General features: G+C 45.1%; 22 protein-coding genes and 1 pseudogene. 16 read left to right on the top strand and 7 right to left on the bottom strand.

The features are described 5' to 3' along the window. The first annotated feature begins 152 nt into the window (after positions 1 to 152). The 5 genes from FXV75_RS01830 (at position 153) to gntR (ending at position 4,933) form a co-directional block, all read left to right on the top strand. A complete protein-coding gene (locus tag FXV75_RS01830) occupies positions 153 to 1,169 on the top strand; it encodes a TRAP transporter substrate-binding protein (protein WP_148830915.1) in 1,017 nt (338 codons plus the stop codon). A gap of 102 nt (positions 1,170 to 1,271) precedes the next feature. Beyond that, positions 1,272 to 1,829, top strand: a complete 558-nt coding sequence (locus FXV75_RS01825; protein WP_148830914.1) for a TRAP transporter small permease subunit — start codon at positions 1,272 to 1,274, stop codon at positions 1,827 to 1,829. Beyond that, positions 1,822 to 3,138: a TRAP transporter large permease subunit gene (locus tag FXV75_RS01820; RefSeq protein WP_148830913.1), complete on the top strand. Its 1,317-nt coding sequence runs from the start codon at positions 1,822 to 1,824 to the stop codon at positions 3,136 to 3,138. The genes FXV75_RS01825 and FXV75_RS01820 overlap by 8 nt, the downstream gene beginning before the upstream one ends. An 83-nt stretch (positions 3,139 to 3,221) precedes the next feature. Then, the gene (locus FXV75_RS01815; RefSeq protein WP_148830912.1) at positions 3,222 to 3,713 is read left to right on the top strand and encodes a gluconokinase; all 492 of its coding nucleotides are present in this window, start codon (positions 3,222 to 3,224) and stop codon (positions 3,711 to 3,713) included. 197 nt (positions 3,714 to 3,910) lie between these two features. Continuing rightward, the gene (gntR, locus tag FXV75_RS01810; protein ID WP_410428250.1) at positions 3,911 to 4,933 is read left to right on the top strand and encodes a gluconate operon transcriptional repressor GntR; all 1,023 of its coding nucleotides are present in this window, start codon (positions 3,911 to 3,913) and stop codon (positions 4,931 to 4,933) included. Between the two features lie 31 nt (positions 4,934 to 4,964). Here the strand turns inward: gntR and FXV75_RS01805 are convergent, their stop codons facing one another. From FXV75_RS01805 to FXV75_RS01780, 6 genes are all read right to left on the bottom strand, one after another. After that, positions 4,965 to 5,597: a response regulator transcription factor gene (locus tag FXV75_RS01805; protein ID WP_148830911.1), complete on the bottom strand. Its 633-nt coding sequence runs from the start codon at positions 5,595 to 5,597 to the stop codon at positions 4,965 to 4,967. Positions 5,598 to 5,621: 24 nt separating this feature from the next. Further along, complete coding sequence (locus FXV75_RS01800; RefSeq protein WP_148830910.1) at positions 5,622 to 6,977, bottom strand: cache domain-containing protein; 1,356 nt, start codon at positions 6,975 to 6,977, stop codon at positions 5,622 to 5,624. A gap of 147 nt (positions 6,978 to 7,124) precedes the next feature. Next, positions 7,125 to 8,414 (bottom strand): TRAP transporter large permease subunit, encoded by a 1,290-nt coding sequence (locus FXV75_RS01795; protein WP_148830909.1) that lies wholly within the window; start codon positions 8,412 to 8,414, stop codon positions 7,125 to 7,127. 33 nt (positions 8,415 to 8,447) lie between these two features. Continuing rightward, positions 8,448 to 8,987, bottom strand: a complete 540-nt coding sequence (locus FXV75_RS01790) for a TRAP transporter small permease subunit (RefSeq protein ID WP_148830908.1) — start codon at positions 8,985 to 8,987, stop codon at positions 8,448 to 8,450. Positions 8,988 to 9,044: 57 nt separating this feature from the next. Beyond that, positions 9,045 to 10,130: a TRAP transporter substrate-binding protein gene (locus tag FXV75_RS01785; protein ID WP_148830907.1), complete on the bottom strand. Its 1,086-nt coding sequence runs from the start codon at positions 10,128 to 10,130 to the stop codon at positions 9,045 to 9,047. Between the two features lie 153 nt (positions 10,131 to 10,283). Further along, positions 10,284 to 11,045 (bottom strand): EAL domain-containing protein, encoded by a 762-nt coding sequence (locus FXV75_RS01780; RefSeq protein WP_148830906.1) that lies wholly within the window; start codon positions 11,043 to 11,045, stop codon positions 10,284 to 10,286. 220 nt (positions 11,046 to 11,265) lie between these two features. Here FXV75_RS01780 and FXV75_RS16690 point away from each other — a divergent pair. The 9 genes and pseudogenes from FXV75_RS16690 to FXV75_RS01740 form a co-directional block, all read left to right on the top strand. Continuing rightward, positions 11,266 to 11,931, top strand: a pseudogene (locus FXV75_RS16690) (methyl-accepting chemotaxis protein); the annotation flags it as partial. Continuing rightward, positions 11,911 to 12,357, top strand: a complete 447-nt coding sequence (locus FXV75_RS16685) for a CZB domain-containing protein (protein ID WP_410428249.1) — start codon at positions 11,911 to 11,913, stop codon at positions 12,355 to 12,357. The pseudogene FXV75_RS16690 and the gene FXV75_RS16685, both read left to right, overlap by 21 nt. 330 nt (positions 12,358 to 12,687) lie before the next feature. Continuing rightward, the gene (locus tag FXV75_RS01770; protein WP_148830904.1) at positions 12,688 to 15,486 is read left to right on the top strand and encodes a monovalent cation/H+ antiporter subunit A; all 2,799 of its coding nucleotides are present in this window, start codon (positions 12,688 to 12,690) and stop codon (positions 15,484 to 15,486) included. Continuing rightward, entirely contained in the window at positions 15,486 to 15,851 is a 366-nt protein-coding gene (locus FXV75_RS01765; protein ID WP_148830903.1) for a Na+/H+ antiporter subunit C, read from the top strand. The genes FXV75_RS01770 and FXV75_RS01765 overlap by 1 nt, the downstream gene beginning before the upstream one ends. Beyond that, complete coding sequence (locus FXV75_RS01760; protein ID WP_148830902.1) at positions 15,852 to 17,363, top strand: monovalent cation/H+ antiporter subunit D; 1,512 nt, start codon at positions 15,852 to 15,854, stop codon at positions 17,361 to 17,363. It begins immediately after the preceding gene. Continuing rightward, a complete protein-coding gene (locus tag FXV75_RS01755; RefSeq protein WP_148830901.1) occupies positions 17,360 to 17,845 on the top strand; it encodes a Na+/H+ antiporter subunit E in 486 nt (161 codons plus the stop codon). Before FXV75_RS01760 ends, FXV75_RS01755 begins: the two co-directional genes overlap by 4 nt. Continuing rightward, positions 17,839 to 18,108: a K+/H+ antiporter subunit F gene (locus tag FXV75_RS01750; protein WP_148830900.1), complete on the top strand. Its 270-nt coding sequence runs from the start codon at positions 17,839 to 17,841 to the stop codon at positions 18,106 to 18,108. The genes FXV75_RS01755 and FXV75_RS01750 overlap by 7 nt, the downstream gene beginning before the upstream one ends. Before the next feature lie 9 nt (positions 18,109 to 18,117). Further along, a complete protein-coding gene (locus FXV75_RS01745) occupies positions 18,118 to 18,486 on the top strand; it encodes a Na+/H+ antiporter subunit G (protein ID WP_148830899.1) in 369 nt (122 codons plus the stop codon). A 174-nt stretch (positions 18,487 to 18,660) separates the two neighbouring features. Beyond that, positions 18,661 to 18,906: a hypothetical protein gene (locus FXV75_RS01740; RefSeq protein ID WP_148830898.1), complete on the top strand. Its 246-nt coding sequence runs from the start codon at positions 18,661 to 18,663 to the stop codon at positions 18,904 to 18,906. 12 nt (positions 18,907 to 18,918) lie between these two features. Here the strand turns inward: FXV75_RS01740 and ppx are convergent, their stop codons facing one another. Then, positions 18,919 to 20,436 (bottom strand): exopolyphosphatase, encoded by a 1,518-nt coding sequence (gene ppx / locus FXV75_RS01735; protein WP_148830897.1) that lies wholly within the window; start codon positions 20,434 to 20,436, stop codon positions 18,919 to 18,921. Positions 20,437 to 20,960: 524 nt separating this feature from the next. Between ppx and rho the strand changes: the two genes are divergently transcribed. Next, positions 20,961 to 22,226: a transcription termination factor Rho gene (gene rho, locus FXV75_RS01730; RefSeq protein ID WP_148830896.1), complete on the top strand. Its 1,266-nt coding sequence runs from the start codon at positions 20,961 to 20,963 to the stop codon at positions 22,224 to 22,226. A 122-nt stretch (positions 22,227 to 22,348) separates the two neighbouring features. Then, entirely contained in the window at positions 22,349 to 23,077 is a 729-nt protein-coding gene (locus FXV75_RS01725; RefSeq protein WP_148830895.1) for an NAD(P)H-flavin reductase, read from the top strand. Positions 23,078 to 23,148 lie beyond the last annotated feature (71 nt).

Below are 23,148 nucleotides of genomic sequence, written 5' to 3'. Positions count from 1 at the left end.
CTTTCTTGAGTACGCCCTCTTGACGACAGTGAAATGTTATCGGTAACATCGCCGTTAGTTACCGGTAACATCTGCCGTAAACGATAAGCACATTTCCTAAAAGTCGTTCTGAACAATGGCTTTTTCAAAAAAAAATAATGGGAAGCACAATTATGAGTAAATTAAGCACCACGCTACTGACCGCCGCAATGGCTGGCGTTTTATCAACGTCTGCCATCGCTGCTGATTACAACTTCAAGTTCCAATCTTCTGATCCAGCGGGCGATAAAAACTTTCAAGTGCAAAAAGAATGGGCTAACCGTGTTGAAGCCATGACCAATGGCCGCGTGAAAATCAACTTACTTCCTGTTGGCAGTATTTTCAAGCACACAGAAACCTTAGACGGCATCAAAATGGGCATCTTGGATGGTCAAATTACAGCGACAGAATTCTTCTCCGGTAAAGACCCTGCTTTTGGTTTAATCGGTAATACCGTCGGTGCGTGGTCAAATACTCAACAACTTCTGCAATACATTAATTACGGTGGCGGTTACGAGCTTATGAACGAACTTTACGCCCCTTACGGTGTGAAATTCATTGGTGGCTCGACAACCGGCGTGGAATCTTTTGTGTCTCGTGTTCCTTTAAACGGCGTTGACGATCTTAAAGGTTTAAAATTGCGTGCCCCTGAAGGATTGGTTCAGCGCGTATTTGCTGCAGCCGGCGCCGCACCCGTTAACCTACCGGGTTCTGAAGTGTTCACGGGGCTGAGTAAAGGCGTTATCGACGCAGCGGATTACACGGTTTTCTCAACCAACCAAAAAGCCGGCATGAACGACATTGCGACACACCCCGTTCAGCCTGGTTTTCACTCTTTACCATTGATCGATGTTTCAATGAATAAGAAAAAATGGGACCAACTGCCTGCGGACATTCAGTCTATTTTGACCGTGTCAGTACGTGACTTTGCAGAAGATATCACCACACAATTGCGCATTGCTGACCAAGCGGCCGTAAAAGCAGCGAAAGCAGACCCAAACATCACGATCCACGACTGGTCAGCGGACGAACGTAAAAAGTTCCGTGCGATTGCTCGTACACAGTGGGAAGAGTTTGCCAAAGGGTCTGAAAATGCACAAAAAGTGTACGATTCTATTACCACTTATTTAGAAGCAAACGGCCTTCTGTAAGCGTCCCATTCGCTTACTATCCGTTTTTTAAACCGCCCATCCTTTAAGCGACAAAAAACAGGCGTTTATGGTTAAACGCCTGTTTTTCATTGGATTATGATCATGAAAGACGACCTTCACTCGCAAGCACCCGACCATTCAGAGCAACCAAAAAACGGCCTAGATCGCGCTATTTTTACGGTTGGCAATGGCTTGAGCCTATTGTTTCTTTTCACTGTTGCCATTTCTTTTTATGAAGTCGTTATGCGCTATGTGTTTAACGCTCCGACTATTTGGGTGCATGAAACCGCGTCTTTTTTAGGTGGCTGTCTGTTTGTGTACGGCGGCATTTATGCGCTGTCTATTAATAAGCATGTTCGCGTCGTGCTTATTTATGACATTGTGTCTGACCGAACTCGCCGCTGGTTGAATATTTTCCATCATATTATGGGGCTGTTTTTTTCAGGTTTATTAAGCTGGGCCGCTTATCAAATGGTACAAGATTCTTGGTTTACGCCATTTGGTGATGTGCGTTTAGAGACCTCCGGATCCGCATGGAACCCGGCTTTCCCCGCCTTAGTAAAAGGCATGATTTTCATGACACTAAGCGTCATGTTTGTGCAGTTTGCTTTGCACCTAATTCAAGAAATAAATGGCCTAAGGAAACGCAACCATGTTTGATTTATCCGCGATGGGCATCGGCTACGGCAGTTTATTAATGCTCGGCTCCATGATTGTGTTACTGCTTACTGGCATGCAATTGGCGTTTGTAACCGCCTTGGTCGCGTTGGTGTTTGCAATCGGTTGGTTTGGCGTGGGCGCGCTGCCGCTGATCACCAGTCGCTTGTACGCGTTTGTCGGAAGCTATGTGTTTTTAGCGGTGCCCATGTTTGTCTTAATGGCCGCCCTTTTAGATCGATCCGGTATCGCCCGAGATCTCTTTGACGCCATGAAGGTCTTCGGTCGTAAACTACGTGGCGGCGTGGCCGTACAAACGTTATTAGTCGCTATTGTTCTCGCGTCCATGTCTGGCGTCATCGGGGGTGAAACCGTGCTGTTGGGTATTTTAGCCCTGCCGCAAATGTTGCGCCTAGGTTACAACCGCAAACTGGCGATTGGCGTGACCTGTGCCGGTGGTGCATTAGGCACCATGTTACCGCCCAGCATTGTCTTGATCATTTATGGTTTGACCGCCAGCGTATCCATTGGTGATCTCTTTAAAGCCGCATTTTTACCGGCGTTTATTTTAGCCTTTGCTTACATGGCTTACGTGCTGATTATCTGCCGAATTCATCCAGAATACGCGCCTTTGCCCAGTGAAGAGGAGCTGGCCGCTGAGAGTGATGTTAACTATTTCAAAGCGCTGCTTTTTCCATTGCTCACGGTCATGATGGTGCTAGGCAGTATTTATACAGGAGTGGCCTCGGTCACTGAAGCCTCTGCGTTAGGCGTTGTGGGCATCGTGATCAGTGCAGCGATTCGTGGTGAATTAAACTTCTCTATGCTCAAAGACAGCGCAAAAGCCACCATGAGCACCTGCGGCATGATCATTTGGATCGGCATCGGTGCCACCGCACTGGTTGGTGTATACAACCTAATGGGCGGTATTGATTTCGTCGAAGAGACCATTCTTGCTCTCAGTGGTGGCAGTGTTATGGGCACCATCATGATCATGATGCTGATCTTGTTAGTACTGGGTATGTTCCTAGACTGGGTCGGTGTTGCGCTTTTAACCATGCCCATTTTCGTGCCCATTATTACCGGCCTTGGCTTAGACCCTATCTGGTTTGGTGTGGTGTTCTGTCTGAACATGCAGGTGTCATTCCTATCTCCTCCATTTGGCCCTGCGGCGTTTTACCTTAAATCGGTGGCACCAAAAGACATCAGCTTAGGGGAAATATTCAGTTCTTTGTTGCCCTTTATTGGTCTACAAATCGCGGTTCTTGCTCTGGTTATTTTCTTTCCTGAGCTGGCCCTTTGGTGGAAATAGCCCATTGAGACCATGCCGTTCAATACGGTTCTGTGAACGACACCACCTTGCTGAATAAGGCAAGGTGACAAGGATTTAAGAAGATGACAAAGAAAATTGTAGTACTGGGCGTGTCAGGTTCAGGGAAATCATTGATCGGCAAAAGTATTGCCGACACTCTGGGGTATCGTTTTTTCGACGGTGATGACTTCCACAGTCAAGCCAACGTGGATAAAATGCGCCAAGGTATCCCACTCACAGACGACGATCGTACTGGCTGGCTGGCCACTTTAAACTCGATTCTCAAAAACAACACCTCAGCGGTGATTGCTTGCTCCGGCTTAAAGCCTGAATATCGTGCTATGTTGCGCAACGGTCTAAACGACGTGACAATGATTTACTTGAAGGGCAACATCGATACCATTTGGCAACGTCACCAAAAGCGCGATGGGCATTACTTTAATGGGCGTGACATGCTAGAAAGCCAATTTGCAACCCTAGTAGAACCCACTCAAGAGGAGGCTCTGGTGATTGATATTTCTCAAGACGCGAACGCGGTGTTAAACCAAGCACTTTCTCTTTTGTCGGCCCAATAAGTCATCCGGGGCACAAGCCGAAAGCGGTGCCCCTAACGGAACAACCAAAACGACTTACGACGGATATTCTCTCTTTATTTTTTCTACATGTTTTCTATATCCTCTCTTTAATCGTGTATGTCCCTGCCATGATCGTCTATTTTTTGTTTCTTGACATGGGCCGCTTATGCTAATGTTACAGGTAACAATTTTTGGATATGTCTCTTATCATGAGCCGCTCAGGTATAAAAAAGAAACGCCCTACCCTACAGGATGTCGCTGATCTAGTGGGCATCACGAAAATGACCGTTAGTCGTTTTCTTAAGAACCCAAATCAGGTTTCTAAGCCGTTGCAAGTAAGCATCGCGGCCGCATTGGACGAGCTAGGTTACATACCAAACCGCGCGCCGGACATTTTATCTAAATCAAAAAGCCACGCCATTGGGGTATTGCTGCCTTCTTTGACGAACCAGGTGTTTGGTGAAGTGATACGGGGTATTGAGTCCGTGCTTGAGCCTGCTGGCTACCAAACCATGCTGGCCCATTACGGCTACAGTCAAGAAGCCGAAGAAACTCGCATTGCGACGCTGCTCTCGTACAGCGTCGATGGGTTAATCATTTCTGAAAGCTACCATACGGAACGTGTTCGTAGAATGCTCGCAGTGGCGGGAATTCCTGTGATTGAAATCATGGATTCTGTGTCACCTCCCATAGAACAAGCCATCGGCATCAATAACCAAGCCGCCGCTTACGCCATGACCGACGTTATGATTCAACGTGGCCGACAAAAAATTGTCTACTTTGCCGCACGAATGGATCATCGTACCTTGTTGAAAATACAGGGATACGAAACGGCTATGCGAGATCATGGACTGACGCCTTTATGCTTAAAAACCAACAGCGCCTCTTCGTTTACGCTCGGGGCCACGTTCCTTAAGCAAGCATTAGCTCAACAGCCAGATACCGATGGGATCTTTTGCACCAATGATGACTTAGCCATCGGCGCCCTGTATGCCTGCCAAAAAGCGGGGTTAAGCATTCCACACGATATGAGCATTGCCGGCTTTCATGGTCACGACATTTCCCGTGCCATGGTGCCATTATTGGCCACAGTGAACACACCTCGTGAAACAATGGGACGCCTAGCCGCCGAGCACTTATTATCTCGTTTGCAAGGCAATCCGGTGTCACAAAGAATTATTGATTTGCCATTTGAGATTGAGGTAGGCGAGAGTATTTAATGTTCTTACAAACGTTAGTATTGTTAGCGCATCAGTCTATTAAATGATGCGCTAAGGCGTACTTGATAAGGCCTGCTGAGGTGTGAATGTCTAATTTGTTTTTTAAATTTTGACGATGCGTTTCTACGGTTCTAACGCTAATGCTGAGTAATTGAGCAATCTCTTTGTTTGATAAGCCTACGGCCACTTCTTTTAAGACCGCAATTTCTCGCTTGGTTAGCTCATCGCATTGCTTAGGCACTGCAACGGTTGAAAATAACGCATCCGACGCGCCAGAACTGAAATAGGTCCCGCCTTGATAGACCGTATTGATTGCCTGCACCAGCTCTTCAGAAGACACATCTTTAAGCACGTAGCCATTTGCACCAGACTGAATTAACGACAGAATATACTCTTTGTCATTGTGCATGCTCAACATGAGTATTTTCACGTTAGGCTGCTCAACCTTAAAACGTTTTGTCGCTTCAAGGCCATTTAATACGGGCATGGAGACATCCATTAAGACTAGATCAGGCCGTGTCACTTTGGCTTTTTCTAAGGCTTCAAGCCCATTGGAAGCGGTCGCTATAATATCGATATTGCCCTCCAATTCTAAACGAGCTTGAAGGCCATCGAGGACTAACATGTGATCATCGACTAAGAGAACGCGGATTTTTTTTATCATTGTGGTTCCTCTTTTAAATACGGCTTAAAGACGCTGTTTAAGCGGAAGTAATGCATGCACTTTCGTGCCCTTACCTCGTTGAGACTCCAGCATAAAATCCCCCCCAATCAATTCCAATCGCTCCCGCATATTGATCAAACCTATGCCGGAAGACAAAGCCGCCTTTGATGAGAAGCCTTCACCATCGTCTTTGCATTCAAACATGACATTACGAGGAGACTGTATCACCAATAATGAAATCTGTTTGGCATTCGCGTGCTTTTCAATATTCGTTAATGACTCTTGAGTCAAACGGTAGACGGTGATCTCAATTTCATCAGGCAACGTTGACGTGACGTCGAAACGATAGGTCACTTGAATTCCAGTGCGCTCAGTAAATTGGTTAATCAAGGCATTTAAGGCCGTATTCAGCCCTAAATCGTCTAAAATAGTTGGACGTAAGTTATGGGAAATTTGACGAACTTCACTGATCGTCTGATTAATAAGATCCCCCGCTTTATAAAGCTCTTGCTGAATAATACTTTTTTCATGGTCGCGATTGAGTTTTTTTTCGGCCAACTCAATCCGAAACTTACAGCTGACCAGTAGCTGATTAATACCATCGTGCAACTCTCGTGAAAAGCCCCGGCGTTCACTGACTTGCAAACGCATAAAGCGTTGTGCCATTTCTTTAAGACGTGAATCGGCTAATTTATGCTCATGAAGATTGATCGCCAGACCCAGCAAAATCACTAAAATCACCGTCACCACGACCACTTCGATGACGGCAAAAAAACTGCGTTGGATATTGTCATTCATGGTGGCTTTTGTTTTCGCCAACTCACGATAAATGTCATCCAAGTACAGTCCTGTGCCCATGATCCAATTCCAACGATCCACCGCAATCACATAGCCCAGTTTGTCTTCTTGCCTCATCTGAGGGGGCTTTTCCCAAATGTATCTATGATAACCACCACCCGCTTGCGCGGCACGAATCAGACCCTGAATCAAATAATTCCCTGTTCTGTCTTGAAAGTCCCATAAATTTTTACCCACAAAATCAGGCTGAGTGGGGTGAACCAAATTCACACCCGACATTTCATAGGCAAAAAAATACCCATCGTCCTCATAGCTCAATCCCGCCAATATTTTTTTTACTTGCGCTTGAGCGTCGGCGTCCTCTAGCTGCGTGTTTTCGATGATCGGACGAATCGCCGACATGGCGATATTGACGTGGTTCTTTAAAGCTTGCTTCTTGGCATTGACCAGATTGTATTCATAAATAGACAACTCTTGCGCCGCAAGATCACGGGCTGATTGCAGCCCTAAATACGTAATGATCGTCGTGGCGACAATCAGTGGCGCAACCGCCAGTAGAATGATTTTACTTTTTAAACCCACAATGGACGACCTTTTCTAACAATGTGACGCATTTTGCCTCGTCTGAACATGCCTTTAGACACCCATAAAATCAATAAAAAAAGCGGAGACATCTCCGCTTTTTGTTTCATTACCTGCTCAGTCTATCAACATCTGACCGCGATGAGATTAGCCCATTCCATACCAAGCAGGGAAGACCATAATACTGACCAACACCAAAATCTGAATCAAAATGAAGGGCATCACACCTTTATAAATGTCTGTGGTGCGTATTGAACTGGGAGCAACGCCTTTTAAATAGAATAGACTGAATCCAAAGGGCGGCGTTAAAAATGACGTCTGTAAGTTCATCGCAATTAAGATAGCAAACCACACCATGTTGATGCCGAGCATTTCAGCCACTGGCGCCAATATTGGCACTATGATAAACGCGATTTCAACGAAGTCGATAAAGAAGCCCAAAATCAAAATGGCAATCATTGCTAAAATGATGAAGCCCCATTTTTCGCCAGGCAAATTCAATAACACTTCTTCAACGATGTAGTCGCCACCGGTATAACTAAACGCCATCGAGAATGCGGTCGCGCCCATCAAAATGGCAAACACCATGGCGGTGACTTTAACGGTCTCTAAACCACTGTCGTAGAGCATTTTCCAACTAAACTGGCGATAGATTAGCGCCAAGATAACCGCTCCGACCCCACCAAGTGCAGAGGATTCAGTCGGCGTAGCAATGCCGGTAAATATAGACCCTAAAACAATTAAAACAAGCGCGAGAGGCGGAATGATCGCTTTAAGTGCGCTCACAATTTGCTGAGCTCGCGTTTCATTGTCTAAATCTTGAGGCATCGCTGGCGCCATTTCTGGCTTCAAAAAAGTCAAAATCAAAATATAAACGATGTAGCAACCAATCAAAATCATGCCTGGAAACAAAGCCGCTTGGAATAGATCCCCTACTGGAATCCCCAGGACATCACCCAAAATAATCAGAATAATCGATGGTGGGATAATTTGCCCTAGCGTACCAGAAGCACAAATGGTACCGCAGGCAAGAGACTTGTCGTAGTTGTACTTAAGCATGACAGGCAAAGAGATAAGCCCCATTGCAACAACGCTTGCCCCTACTACTCCAGTAGACGCCGCTAACAAAGCGCCGACTAAAATCGTCGAAATAGCCAAACCACCCCGAACACCACCAAACAACTTACCCATGGCTTCTAACAGCTGCTCAGCCAGTCTGGTTTTCTGCAACACAATGCCCATAAACACAAACAAAGGCACCGCCATCATAACGGTATTTTCCATGTAGCTTTGTATGCGGAACGGCATAAAGGCAAACATATCAAAGCCTTCAGCGAACACGCCGAATATCAGGGCGATACCACCAAAGGTAAACGCTACCGGGAACCCTAGTAAAAGCAACACTAGGGCAACAAAAAACATGATTATTCCAATCATAAAAAACCTATAGACTTAAAATTGAGGCAAGAATCAATGCTGGATAGGAGGGTGTGAAAAACCCTCTTCGCTTACGCCGCGCAACACATTAATACAGCGAATAAGCATACCTAAACCACTGATTGTCATAGAGAAAAAAGCGACGGGAATAACGGCTTTAATAATCCAACGATAAGGTAAGCCACCTGGGTCACCACTGGTTTCGCCAAGTACGAAAGCCTCGTGGGCGAATCCCACACCGTAATAGCCGACTAACAGGGTAAAAGGTATTAAAAAGAACACACAACCAAATAAATCAATCCACGCTTTTCCACGGATCGATAAATTTTCGTAAATCAAGTCAACTCGAACGTGGCCACCGTGTTGAATGCCGTATGGAATGCCCAACAAAAAGATCGCCGCATACAGATGCCACTCTAATTCTTGCATACCAATAGACACATCATTGAAAGCGTAACGCATTAAAACGTCGTAGAAAACATTGCAGAGTAAGGCGAGAAATAAGATGGTTGAAACAACACCAAGTAGATTAGAGAAACGAGTAATCCCTCGTTCTAGGTGTATTAAAGACATAACAAGCTCCTAGAAAAAAGCATGACGAACAAACCTTGCTCGCCATGCTTAGAGGTTTTATTCCGCTAAACTATCAACACTATCAAGGTAGGCGCGGTCAGAAATATTGGTCCAAACGCGTACTTTTTTCAAGTAATCGGCTTGTGATTCTAAAATTTCTTTCGCCAATGGATCTTCCGCTGCTTTTTCAGCCAACAGCTCTTGGTTCGCTTGTTTCATAGCCACAAGAACGTCTTTCGGGAAGGTTTTCACCTGTACATTCGGGTATTCTGTTTTCATGGTCGCCCAGTTTTCTGCGCTTTCATGGTAGGACTGAATGTACATGTCGTAAGAGGCTAACTTCATAGACACACGAAGAATTTCGCGTAAATCATCTGGAAGTTTTTTCCATGAACGTTCATTCACAAGGAATTGAAGCTCTGTTGCTGGCTCATGCCAACCTGTGTAGTAATATGGAGCAATTTTGTGGAAGCCCATACGCAAGTCAAGTGAAGGCCCTACCCACTCAAGCGCATCAATTGTGCGACGTTCAAGCGCTGTGTAAAGCTCGCCAGAAGCAATGTTAGTAGGTTTTGCACCTAATTTCGCTAACACTTCGCCTGCAAAACCAGGAATACGCATTTTCAGACCTTGAAGATCATCCAGTGAGTTGATTTCTTTTTGAAACCAGCCACCCATTTGATTGCCTGTGTTACCACCAGGGAAAGACAACAATCCAAAGGGTTGATACACTTTTTGCATCAGTTCCATACCACCACCGTGGTAGAACCAACCATATTGCTCAGGCGTGATCATACCAAAAGGCATGGTTGTAAAGTACAAAGTGTTTGGCACTTTACCTTTCCAATAATAAGAAGCAGAGTGCCCCATATCGTATTGGCCAGAGCGCACCATATCAAAAATACCCAATGGTGCTTTGTGTTTGTTAGCTGAATCGATCGTGATTTTCAAACGTCCATTAGACATTTCATCAGCGATACGAGCCATGTTACGTGGCGCTTCACCGAAAATAGGGAAGTTAGACGCCCATGTTTCTGCCATAGTTAACTTGTACACTTTGTCTGCTGCAAAAGCAGGAAGAGACATGGCCCCTATTGTTACGGTTGTAGCCGCAATTAACGTTGTAAATTTTAAGGATTTCATTGTTTTTATCATCCTGTATCTTTGTTTATTTGATGGGTAAAATGAACGAGGATCAATGATGAACGATTAACAATGTGTAAACAATTCGTACGAATACCGAACCTGCTTAGCGGTGACTACGCACACACATACGTATTATTACGTACAAAAAGATCACCCCCAATGAACAGGTGCCAGCGATTCAAAACAGGGCTTAGCAAAATAATACCCCTGAAACAAGCGCACCCCCATATCTCGAAGTACATGAAATTCATTTTGCGTTTCAACGCCTTCAGCAATAAGGGTCATGTCGAGATCGCTAAACAAACGCACCAGATTGCGAACAATAATGCGTCGCTTTTGATCTTGATCAATGTGGCGTATTAACACCATGTCGATTTTTGCCATATCTGTTTTTAAATCTGCTAATTGATTCAGACCATTAAAACCTGAACCAAAATCATCCGTTGCGGTTAAAAAACCTTGTTGCTGATAATGTGTAATAATCGATTCTAAATGCTGGCTGTCGGTAATTTGCTCATTCTCTGTAAATTCAAAAATGATTTTCTCTTTGGGAAATTGAAATGTCTCAGCGGCGTTTAACGTAGTCCGAATACAAAGCTCTGGCTTATACACTGCATTAGGTAAAAAATTAATGCTCAAAAAGCTGTCTTGGGCAATGTTTAGCTCGGCGGCCAACTTAATGGCCTTAACTCGACAGCTTTGGTCGAAGCGATAGCGATTTGTCTCATTAACCTGCTGAAAAACATGAAAAGCGCTCTCTCCACGCCGCCCTCTCACTAACGCTTCTTGGGCGAAAATGCGCTTAGTTTGAACATCGACAATCGGTTGAAAAGCCATGGTGAAATCGAACCCTAAATCACTCCCAGAAGCGCATTCAGCGCACCCTAACTTTCGGAAATCTTTTTGCTGCATATTGACTCCCATTACCCAACTTTACAGGTACTGATTTGACGTAATTTATCTACTTTAAAAAACATTAAGGATACGATTTTTTTGTCTGTTTTACTTGAAGATTACATAACTTAACAATTATAGTGACGTTTCATTTTTGATGTCGCTATTTAGCACAAAGACACCTGTGTTTACCCAATTCGTCATTGGGTTTATTTAAGGCTTACACTGGACCCTCATTATGTTTTTCAATACTGAATTAAAACAACAAATAACGGCACTAACACTACAGCTAGAACAAGAGCGGGCGGCTCACAAGCAAACATCAGAAACCCTTAACACTGAGTTAAGGGTGTTACAAAACGCGCTAGAACACTTAAAAAACAACCCCACAGGAAACGACCGAAACCTTATTCATTACCAGCTTCGTGGTGGGGAAATGCTCAACTCGATTCGTTTTGGCCTGGCTGACAGCGCTGAAAATCTTATTGAAGAGCGCGTTAGCATGTCACAGCTAGAAGATATTTTTGATGAAACCAGAATCGCTTTACAACGCTTAAGTGAGCGTGCTGGGCTTATTAACACTCAGGCCACCGACAGCATGGGCGCGGCGAACGTGCTCGATAAAACCGCCAATGACATCAGCAAACTGGTGTCCAGCATTCAAGAAATCTCTTCACAAACAAACCTGCTTGCCCTCAACGCGGCAATAGAAGCGGCCAGAGCAGGCACCGCGGGGAGGGGATTTGCGGTGGTGGCTGATGAAGTCAGAAACCTAGCCGGCAAAACCCACAGTGCCAGCGAGCAAGTGGAAACCTTGGTAAAACAAGTTATCTCTCAAACTGAACAAATCAAAAACATGGTCAATCAAAACAAAGACAGCGCCATGGACATTTCTGCCTCGTCTGTTCAAATTGACCAAGTTGTTGATCATGTCATTTCCCGTTCAGATCATATGCAGGCCGTGATTAACGTGGCCGCGACACACTCGTTCTTGAATACGGTAAAACTCGATCATGCCGTGTGGAAAAACGACGTATACGATCGTATCAATAAAAAAACGTTCGACAGCAAAGTCAACTTGCACACAGAGTGCCGACTGGGAAAGTGGTATTACGAAGGCTATGGCGCGCGTCATTTCCAGTCATCGCCTAGCTTTAAAGCCATTGAAGCGCCGCATAAGGTGGTGCATGAGTCAGGACGTTTTGCATTGCAAGCGGCGCAAGCCGATAACGTAAAAGCGATGCTTCAACACCTCGATACCATGGAGTCGGCCAGCTTACAGGTAGTGATCCAGATTGATGGGCTCATGAATGAAGTAAAGCGGTTTTAAGTGTGTCTTTTCTGTGACACTTTTACCTTGCTAGGCTCATTACCCTCGCATGAAATTATGGGGTAAAAAGTGCGTTGTTAGGAACTTTTTACCCCATCCATACTCTGATTTTGTTGCCAGACTTTGCCCCCTGACCATACTTTTTTGTTCGCAGACGTTTTTTTAGGCTATTGATTCAATTATGAAAAGGCTATGCTTGTACACTTGTTATTTTGGTCGTTTACTGACTGGACATATTGTCATTTAACGCAGGCCCATTGTTAGGATCACCACCATGTTCAGACAGTTTGTTAAAACTATATTGTCCATCACAGCACAGGAGGCTTTTCTTTGAGCTCCCTTATCTGGCTGCCCTTTTTACCCCTGCTGGGCACATTAGTGCCGCTTTTAACGGCGCGCCTCAGTCGTACGGCTTGCGCCTTTATGACCGCCGCCTTGCCAGCATTGACTCTCTTTTTGGTGCTGTCCCACTCGGGAGACATTTTTAATGGTGAGCGCTTTCAGGCCGCTTTACCCTGGATTCCTGCGATTGGGTTAGAACTTGCCTTTCGTCTTGATGGTTTGGCACTGCTTTTTTCTATTTTGATTCTTGGTATCGGTTTACTGGTTATCTTGTATGCTCGCTATTATCTGTCCACCCAAGATTCCATTGGGAAGTTTTACGCGTATTTGATCTTATTCATGTTCGCCATGTTAGGTGTGGTGTTGTCTGATAACCTAATTCAGTTGTGGTTTTTTTGGGAATTAACCAGCATCAGTTCATTTTTGCTGATCAGCTTTTGGGGGCACAAAACCGAAGCCAGAAAAGGCGCTCGTATGGCGCTAACAGTGACCGGTGCGGGCGGCTTAGCACTTCTTGCAGGGCTATTGATTTTGGGCAATACCGTAGGCAGTTTTAACCTACAAGACGTACTAGATAATGGCGACTTGATTAAAGCAAGTGCAAACTACCCGATTATCGTTGTGCTGGTGTTACTCGGCGCGTTTACCAAGTCGGCACAGTTTCCTTTTCATTTTTGGCTACCAAACGCCATGGCCGCGCCGACACCAGTCAGTGCTTACTTACACTCTGCCACTATGGTAAAAGCCGGCATTTTCTTAATGGCGCGTTTTTATCCTGCGTTAGCGGACACCAATTTATGGTTCTTAATTGTCAGTTTAACCGGCTTAGCCACGTTTTTAGTCGGGGCGTATATCGCGCTTTTTCAACACGATTTAAAAGGGCTTTTGGCCAACTCTACGATCAGTCACCTAGGGTTAATTACTTTGTTACTCGGCATGGGGACCGACTTAGCGGCCGTCGCGGCTATTTTTCATATTATTAACCACGCCATATTTAAAGCATCTTTGTTTATGGCGGCGGGCATTATTGATCACGAGTCCGGATCGCGCGATATGCGACAGCTTAATGGTTTGTGGAAATATATGCCTTATACGGCCACGCTGGCCATGGTGGCCTCGGCATCAATGGCTGGCGTGCCCTTAATGAACGGCTTTTTATCAAAAGAAATGTTTTTTACCGAGACACTTCATCAAGCGTCTTTAGGTTCGTTATCTTGGTTTATTCCTGTGCTGGCCACACTGGGCGGCGTATTCGCTGTTGCCTATTCGACGCGCTTCATTCACGATGTATTTTTTAATGGTGAGCCGGTTAACTTGCCGAAAACACCGCATGAACCACCACGTTACATGCGCGTCCCAGTCGAGATTTTGGTTGCTCTGTGTCTATTAGTGGGGATTTTCCCAAGTCTAGTTGTCGGGGATTTATTGCTCGCAGCGGCCAGCGCGACATTAAACGGCCCTGCGCCAAGCTACAGCTTGGCTATTTGGCATGGGTTTAACTTCCCTCTTTTAATGAGCGTCATTGCCTTAATCGGCGGTTTATTCATGTATTACAATCGTTCGCACTTATTTAAATTCCAAGCACAATTTCCTGCCAGCGATCCCAAATTAGTGTTCGAAAGCACAGTTCAGTATTTAGTCAATAAAACCTCTAAGCTCATTGCGGTAACAGAAAATGGCTCTTTACAGCGTTATATTTTCTTCACGCTAAGTTTTGCTGTCATCATGACGGCGTCTTCTTTGATGAAGCTCAATACAACCGCCGGCCAGCGTCCTGAAATCCCACTGGATGCTTTGTCTATTACCTGTGCTGTTTTGTTGTGTATTTCCGCCTTGGCAACCGTGATATGGCATAGACGGCGCATTGTCGCACTGCTTACTTTATCGGTTGTTGGGCTTATTGTATCCCTCGCCTTCGCGCAATTTTCTGCGCCGGACTTGGCGTTGACACAATTGTCGGTGGAAGTCGTTACGGTTATTTTGTTGATCTTAGCCCTGTTCTTTTTACCTCAAAAAACCCCAAAAGAGTCATCACCTAGACGAGTCGTACGCGACTTGGGGTTGGCGTCTTTAATTGGAGGAGTCGTTGGCACGATTTGTTATGCCTTGATGACCCGACCACTCGACACCATCTCGACGTTTTTTACCGAAAACAGTAAAACCGGTGGCGGTGGCACAAACATTGTCAATGTCATCTTGGTCGATTTTCGAGGGTTCGATACCCTAGGGGAAATCACCGTATTGGGTATTGCTGCATTGGGGATCTATAAACTCATCGCTAGAATGCGTCTCTACATGCCATCCAGCGATGATAAAGGCTTAGCCTGGTCAGAAGATCGTCACCCCATTTTGTTGAGCGTTATTTCTCAAAGTCTCTTGCCACTGGCGCTGCTGGTATCTGCTTATATTTTCTTACGCGGACACAACATGCCAGGGGGCGGGTTCATTGCAGGCCTCATCACTTCGGTAGCGATTATCCAACAATATGTTGCACACGGTGTGTTATGGATCAAAACACGCGTAAAACTGGATTACCAAATTATGATAGGCTCCGGTATTGGGATCGCCACACTCAGTGGCTTAGGCAGCTGGGTATTTGGGCATACTTTCTTGTCGTCTTGGTTCGATTATTTTTATCTGCCCGTTATCGGTAAATTCGAGCTCGCCAGTGCCATGATTTTTGATCTTGGTGTTTTCCTCACTGTGGTAGGAGCAACCATGTTGATTCTTGCCAATCTTGGTCAGCTGACCACCAGCGAGCGTCCGATTCAAAAGGAGCATGATTAATGGAAGGTTTATACGCCTTTTGTGTTGGTTTACTCACCGCGTGTGGCATTTTTCTCGCGCTGCGTGGCCGTACTTTTTCTGTCGTTATTGGCTTAACGCTCTTGTCCTATGCGGTGAATTTATTTCTGTTTGCCAGTGGCCGACTCAAACTCAATGCAGCGGCGGTATTAGGAGAATCAGAACAATACAGTGATCCACTGCCACAAGCATTGGTCCTGACGGCCATCGTAATCGGTTTCGCCATGACAGCCTTTGCCGTTATTTTGGCCATGCGAGCAAGAGCAGACTTAGGCAACGATCACGTAGACGGCACCCTGCCAGCTCGACCAGGCGATACGACACAGAAATCAGGAGGCAATCAATAAATGCAGCATTTAAGCATTTTTCCTATTCTGATTCCGCTGTTGTTTGGCGCCATCATGCTACTGCCACCTATTTCAAGAGACATAAGCTTTCAGCGTATTGCCTCGGTGATTGGCACCTTGTTTTTGCTTATTTCTTCTGCACTTTTACTTTATCAAGTAAATCAGAGTGGGGTACAACTTTATGCCTTAGGTGGTTGGCAACCGCCGTTTGGTATTGCATTGATTGCAGACAAGGTCTCTAGCCTACTGGTTCTGTTAACGGGATTCTTAGCGTTTTGTGTCATGCTGTATGCGGTTTCTGGGCAAGACAAAGGGGGCGCCTACTTCCACCCATTGTTCATGTTTCAAATCATGGGCATCAATGGGGCATTTTTGACGGGCGATATATTCAATTTATTCGTCTTTTTTGAAGTGTTGTTGATCGCTTCTTACGCTCTGCTCATCCATGCTGGCGGTAAGCAAAAAACACAAGCGGCGTTGCATTATGTCATTTTGAACCTCGTGGGTTCGAGCTTGTTCTTGTTTGGACTGGGCATTTTGTATGGCACGCTCGGTACGCTGAATATGGCAGATATGGCGGTCAAAGTAGGGCAACTTGAAGGTGAGACAGCGACACTGGCAAAGACCGGCGCACTGTTGTTATTGGTGGTTTTTGGCTTAAAAGCCGCCATGCTGCCCATGCATTTTTGGCTACCAAGAACGTATGCCAGCGCCAGCGCCCCTGTCGCGGCCTTATTTGCCATCATGACGAAAGTCGGTATTTACAGTATTTTCCGCGTTTATACCGTGATTTTTGGTGAAAATGCCGGCGAGTTAGCCAACATCGCCACACCTTGGCTATGGCCACTGGCTTTGCTCACCATCACTGTTGGTACTGTTGGTGTATTTGCCAGCCCTGGCATTAAAACGTTGAGCGCTAATTTAGTCATTGTATCTAGCGGGAGCTTACTGGCCTGCGCGGCCATCAATTCTGAAGCCGCTACGTCAGCGGCACTGTATTACATGGTTCACAGCACGTTAGCGTCGGCAGGGTTATTTTTACTGGCCGACGTAATGGCTCGCCAACGAGGCAAAGCAGAAGATCGCTTTGTGCGGTCTCGCCCTTTTGTACAGCCTAGATTACTGGGGTTTGCGTTTGCCATGTCGGCCCTTACGCTGGTCGGTATGCCGCCCCTGTCAGGCTTTGTTGGTAAAATAATGATATTACAAGCGACTCAGTCTAATGCCCAAACCATGTGGGTTTGGCCATTAATACTCATCGGCAGCTTGGCGGCGTTGATTACTTTTTCCAGAGCAGGAACTACCTTGTTCTGGCGCCACAATGGCACCGTAGCCTCTGACGCTGAGCCGGCAAAAACCAATGAAATCATCAGTATTGCTCTGCTGCTGTTGGCGGCTCCCGTGTTGGTGCTTTTGGGTGGTGACATCACACACTATACGCAACAAGCCGCTCAATATTTGCATGACATTCAAGCATCGGCTTATGGCCTGTTACCAGGAGGAACGCCTTGATGTTATTTCCTATGCCGTTTCACAGCCTGTTGCTGTTTGTAGTTTGGCTATTACTTAACAACTCTGTGAGTGCTGGACACATTGTGCTTGCTACTTTCTTTGCCATTACCATTCCTTGGTTGGTGGATGGAATGCGAGATAAACATCCTAAAATCCGCAGACCTTGGCTTGCCGTACGTTATGTGCTGATGGTGATGAAAGATATTTTAACGGCTAACGTCGAAGTCGCTCTGTTGATTGTTGGACCTATTAAAAAACTGGAGCCTGGATTTGTGGCGATTCCGATCAATATTAATTCAGATTTAGGCATCACCATTTTGGCCAGTACGGTGTCACTTACACCGGGAACGGTCAGTGCCGAGGTGTCAAAGGACAAAGCATGGCTCTATGTTCATGCGCTCCATGTGGGTAACGAAGCGGAATTAATTGCATCTATTAAACAACGTTACGAAGCACCAGTTAAGGAGATTTTCGGATGCTAAATTGGACCATCGTTATCGTCGCTGTGTGCATTTGTATTGCACTCATTCTGAACCTCTGGCGGTTACTCAAAGGCCCGTCTGTGTCTGATCGAATATTGGCATTGGATACCATGTACATCAATGCTATTGCTTTGATATTGCTGTACGGCATTTATGTTAAAAGTGCGCTGTATTTCGAAGCCGCTTTATTAATTGCCATGCTTGGATTTGTCAGTACCGCGGCGTTGTGTAAATACTTACTCCGCGGCGACATCATTGAATAAGGACTCCTTATGCCATTTTATCTCGAAATCATCATCAGCGTATCTCTGTTGATTGGCGCAACTTTTTTGCTGATCGGTTCATATGGTCTTGTGCGTTTACCTGACATTTACATGCGCTTACACAGCCCCACAAAAGCGTCTACTTTGGGGATTACTGGCGTACTAGTGGCTTCAATGGTTTTTCAAAGTCATTTAAAAGGCTTTCTCTCTATTCAAGAGCTATTGATCACCTTATTTCTCTTAATTACAGCACCAGTTGCGGCCAATATGATCGCCAAAACCGCCTTACATCAGCGCACTAAGGCGTTAGAAAAAACGCGCAACCAAGAATTAATGGAAGTCATAAGAGATCGAGAATCGTCAGACACCACGCGCTAAAACTTTGCGCCTAACGTACTGCGTGAAGGTAACGACTTAACGTAAAAACCACAAACAGAGTTAAGCGCGTTCACTTGGATCGTTTTTTATACTATTCTATGGGGAGTATTTCCATTATATGAGGTGATCGCTTTGTCGGTATCATCAGTGTCAAGCAGTATTGGGTATCAGCCCATGCCTACATCGCAGGCCGACACTAACTCACGCCCAAATACTGACGCTTTCCGAGACTCTGTTCACTTGTCAGATCGCGCTAAACAGATGCTAACCGATCAGCTTAAACGAGAAGAGGCAAAAGAAGACGAATTGGGCAAAGAGTCGGTGCAAATCTCTTCCAGTATAGGCCGCCTCAGTCGGGTGTCTGGATTGCACAGAGAAGAAGTCGCGGCCCTTTATAGATCCATTGATAATCTTACTTAAATCCATAGACACCTAACTTATTGTTAGGCTGTATCCGTCTATTAACAACGATTCAGCCTCTCTTTGTAGGCTTGCTAACGTGAGAGGCCTGCTGTCTAACCAGTCAGGCAAAAACTCGGCATGCAAGTTCTTACTGTCTGCTTTTAGCGTAAAAATAGCCATATCGCCTTCTTTGCGATCGTTGTGCAATAAAATAGACAAACGTAACAAAATAGACAAGCGATCTAAATCTTGCTGATCACTTTTAGTAAAGCGATAGTCCAGTGATTGAGTAAACTTTCGCCTATGACGTAAAATAAGGTTGGCGAGAGCCTGCTGTTCCTGCTGAGAAAAGCCTGGCATGTCGGACTCTCGAATAATGTAGGCGCCATGTTTATGATAACGACTATGAGAAATACCCGCGCCGACTTCATGCAAAAGCCCCGCCCAGCGCAATAGATCTTCACTTGAAATGCTATTCAAATTCCAGTCATCTTTGACTTGAGCCAACGCAGACAGCGCCGTGTGTGTCACCAGCTTGGCTTGCTCCATATCAATGTGGTATTGGTTCAACATGTAGTTAACGGTTCGCTCACGGGTATCAGTTTCGGCATAACGCCCCATAATGTCGTACAACACACCTTCTCTTAACGCACCATTTGAAAAGTCCATTTGCTTAATATCAAAACACTCAAACACCGCGGTTAAAATCGCAATACCGGCAGCAAAGGTACTTTTTCTTTCTGGCTTCAGCCCAGGCAACTCAAGATTGTCCGCATGGCCCGCCGCAAATAACGCTTTCTGAATTTGCTTGAGCGATTTAGCGGTGATGCCTTTTTTGCTCCAATTGTTTTCCTTAACAATATTAAACGCCGCTTTGGCCGTACCCGACGAGCCTATAGCTACATCCCAGGTTTCATCCAAATAATCGTCTTGTATGCTGAGTAACTCTAAACGCGCCGCCGTCACCGCTTTTTGAAAATTAGACTTATTGATAGTACCGTCGTCAAAAAATCGTTGTTTGAAACTGACACAGCCCATATGAAGACTTTCTGTCAATATTGGCTCAAGTTGTTGACCAATAACAAATTCGGTACTGCCGCCACCAATATCCACCACCAGACGTTTTGCGTCTCCGTGATCCATGGTTCGCGACACCCCCATGTATATTAAACGAGCTTCTTCGCGCCCTGCGATGATTTCGACTGGATGGCTCATGATGTCCATGGCCTTACCAATAAAATCATAACGATTTTTAGCTACCCTTAAAGCATTCGTTCCTACCACACGAACCGAGCCTTGCGGCATATCTTCGATCACTTGTGCAAATTGGGCCAAACAATCTAAACCACGCTGTTGTGAAGCATCATCTAGGTGACCATTCACCAGACCGGCAGCCAATTGTACTTTTTCACCAAACTCTCCTGTTATACGCAACTGACCGTGAGTCACTTGCGCAATAACCATATGGAAACTGTTGGATCCCAAATCGATGGCAGCAATTTTTTCAAAAGGAAAATCGTGAGATTGTTGCAAAAAAAGTGATTGCATTAAAAAGCCTTACTCAGCAGACGTCTTGATAGTGCCAAGAGTATATCAGTTACTTTACGATGTCATTGCGAACAAAACACGATTAACAAAGGAGTATTGAATGAATTTTTATTAAAACAACCTTCGTTTAAAAAAATCCACTCAGTTGGCCCCTGCTGTGGTCTCCAAGTCACGTTGGTAGATGATGAAAACGTGAGTTTGATCAAAAAAATAGCCATAAAATGTTTTTTTACTGGACTTGACTATAGACCTCACGTTTAAGTACCACTATAGTATGAATTGTCTACAATACGACGTTATAGTTTAATACGTCGCATTAAGATCCCAATCAAATTGTTTCGCGCTGTATTGGCTATGCCCTATCCGGGCTGTTTTAAAGCAAAACAAAATTTAACCTTCTTGTTTTGCGTTTCTTATGCCGAATAGTTGATATTGTTGTTAAATACTTCCAGACATAAATTATTGTTATTGATTAACGCTAATTCCGTCATTTTCCCTCTAATGAGCTAGTACAAAACCCGTTTATGAACCTTACCGACTTAAAACAGAAATCAGTACACGAACTTTTAGAAATCGCTGCAGAAATTGGCCTAGAAAATATGGCTCGTTCTCGCAAACAAGATGTTATTTTTTCTATCCTGAAGCGTCACGCGAAAGGTGGGGAAGACATTCACGGCGATGGTATATTAGAGATTCTTCAAGATGGCTTTGGCTTCTTACGATCGCCTGATAGCTCGTATCTAGCGGGTCCAGACGATATTTATGTGTCTCCGAGCCAAATTAGACGTTTTAATTTGCGTACCGGTGACACCATTGCCGGTAAAATCCGTCCCCCCAAAGACGGTGAGCGTTATTTTGCACTGTTAAAAGTCAGCGAAATCAACTTCGATAAACCTGAAAGCGTTCGTAATAAGATTCTTTTTGAAAATTTAACCCCGCTTTTCCCTGATGAACGTTTATTGATGGAAGCTGGCAACGGCTCAACGGAAGATGTCACGTCCCGAATCATCGATTTGGTTGCCCCAATGGGTAAAGGCCAGCGTGCTTTAGTGGTTTCACCACCAAAAGCTGGTAAGACGTTCATGTTGCAAAATATCGCCAACGCCATCACACGCAACAACCCAGAATGCCATCTGATTGTTTTATTGATCGATGAACGTCCTGAAGAAGTGACCGAGATGTCTCGTACGGTTCGTGGTGAAGTCGTTGCGTCTACCTTTGATGAGCCACCAGCGCGTCATGTTCAAGTCGCTGAAATGGTCATCGAAAAAGCCAAGCGCCTTGTCGAGCACAAGCGCGACGTGGTGATTCTTTTAGACTCCATTACTCGTCTGGCACGCGCTTACAACACCGTGATTCCTTCCTCTGGGAAAGTATTAACCGGTGGTGTGGATGCCAACGCACTAGAACGCCCAAAACGCTTCTTTGGTGCGGCACGTAATATCGAAGAAGGTGGCAGTCTAACCATTATTGCCACGGCTCTTGTTGATACAGGTTCTAAAATGGACGAAGTTATCTTTGAAGAATTCAAAGGAACGGGCAACTCAGAGCTTCATTTAGACCGTAAAATTGCGGAAAAACGTACTTTTCCTGCGATTAACATTCGTCGTTCTGGTACTCGTCGTGAAGATCTACTGACTTCGGAAGACGAACTTCAACGCATGTGGATCTTACGCAAGCTTCTCAATCCAATGGAAGATGTTGCCGCGACAGAGTTTCTGATCGATCGATTGAAAGTCACCCAAACCAATGACGAGTTTTTCGAGTCGATGAAAGGCAAAAATAAGTAAGCAGGGTATTCTGCTGTAAAAAACCACTTCACGAAGTGGTTTTTTTTCATACAAAATAGCAAAGTGACGTCGCCGCCACTGGTTTTCTCAAAAAAGAGGTGGCGTCAAACGGAGACATAAAAATGAAAGAGATTACTGCACAGGTTGATTCTGTCGAGCAAATAAATCACAACGTGTATCGCATTATTCTGCAAGTGGACGACTTAACCTTTCATGCAGGCCAATACATCATGATCATGCTGCCTACTGGAGAGCAGGTTCCTTATTCTATCGGCAGCGCACCACACGAATTGCCCAATTTAATACTGTATGTATTAGTGTCAGACACCACCTCTTTGGCTCACAAGGTAGTGGAGCATATTCAATCCAATGACCAAATATCAATCAAAGCACCAGGCGGCGACTGTCATATCCAAAATGGTGTACTGGCATCTGAGCCTAAGCACCTTTTATTGATTGCCGGCGGCACTGGCTTTGCGCAAATCAAAAGCGTATTTAGTAGCCTAGTAGAACAAAACTACACAGGAAACGTCTCTTTCTATTGGGGACTACGAACCGCAGAAGATATTTTTGCCAACGAATGGCTTGAAGAAGCTCATAAGTATTCACCTTTTACATTAGACATTGTTGTGAATGAAAAGAGCGACCATTGGCATGGTAAAAATGGCTGGCTATACGAAGCCATATTGAATGATCACCCAGATTTGAGTGGGTATGCGGCTTTTATAAGCGGTTCGGTCGGCATGGTATACGGTACACTTGACCAGTTGGAGCCAAAAGGCCTTAACAAAGCTCATTGTTATTCCGATGTATTTGCCTATGCACCTCACCCAAAAAAACCAGAGCTTTAGTACGTACATTAAATACCAAAGGGAGAGGATGATGCATCCTACTCCCTTATGGTTTAACGTTTAAATGACGG

This window comes from Marinomonas sp. IMCC 4694, assembly GCF_008122525.1.
Taxonomy (GTDB): domain Bacteria; phylum Pseudomonadota; class Gammaproteobacteria; order Pseudomonadales; family Marinomonadaceae; genus Marinomonas.
This window is presented reverse-complemented; position numbering and strand designations above follow the sequence as displayed.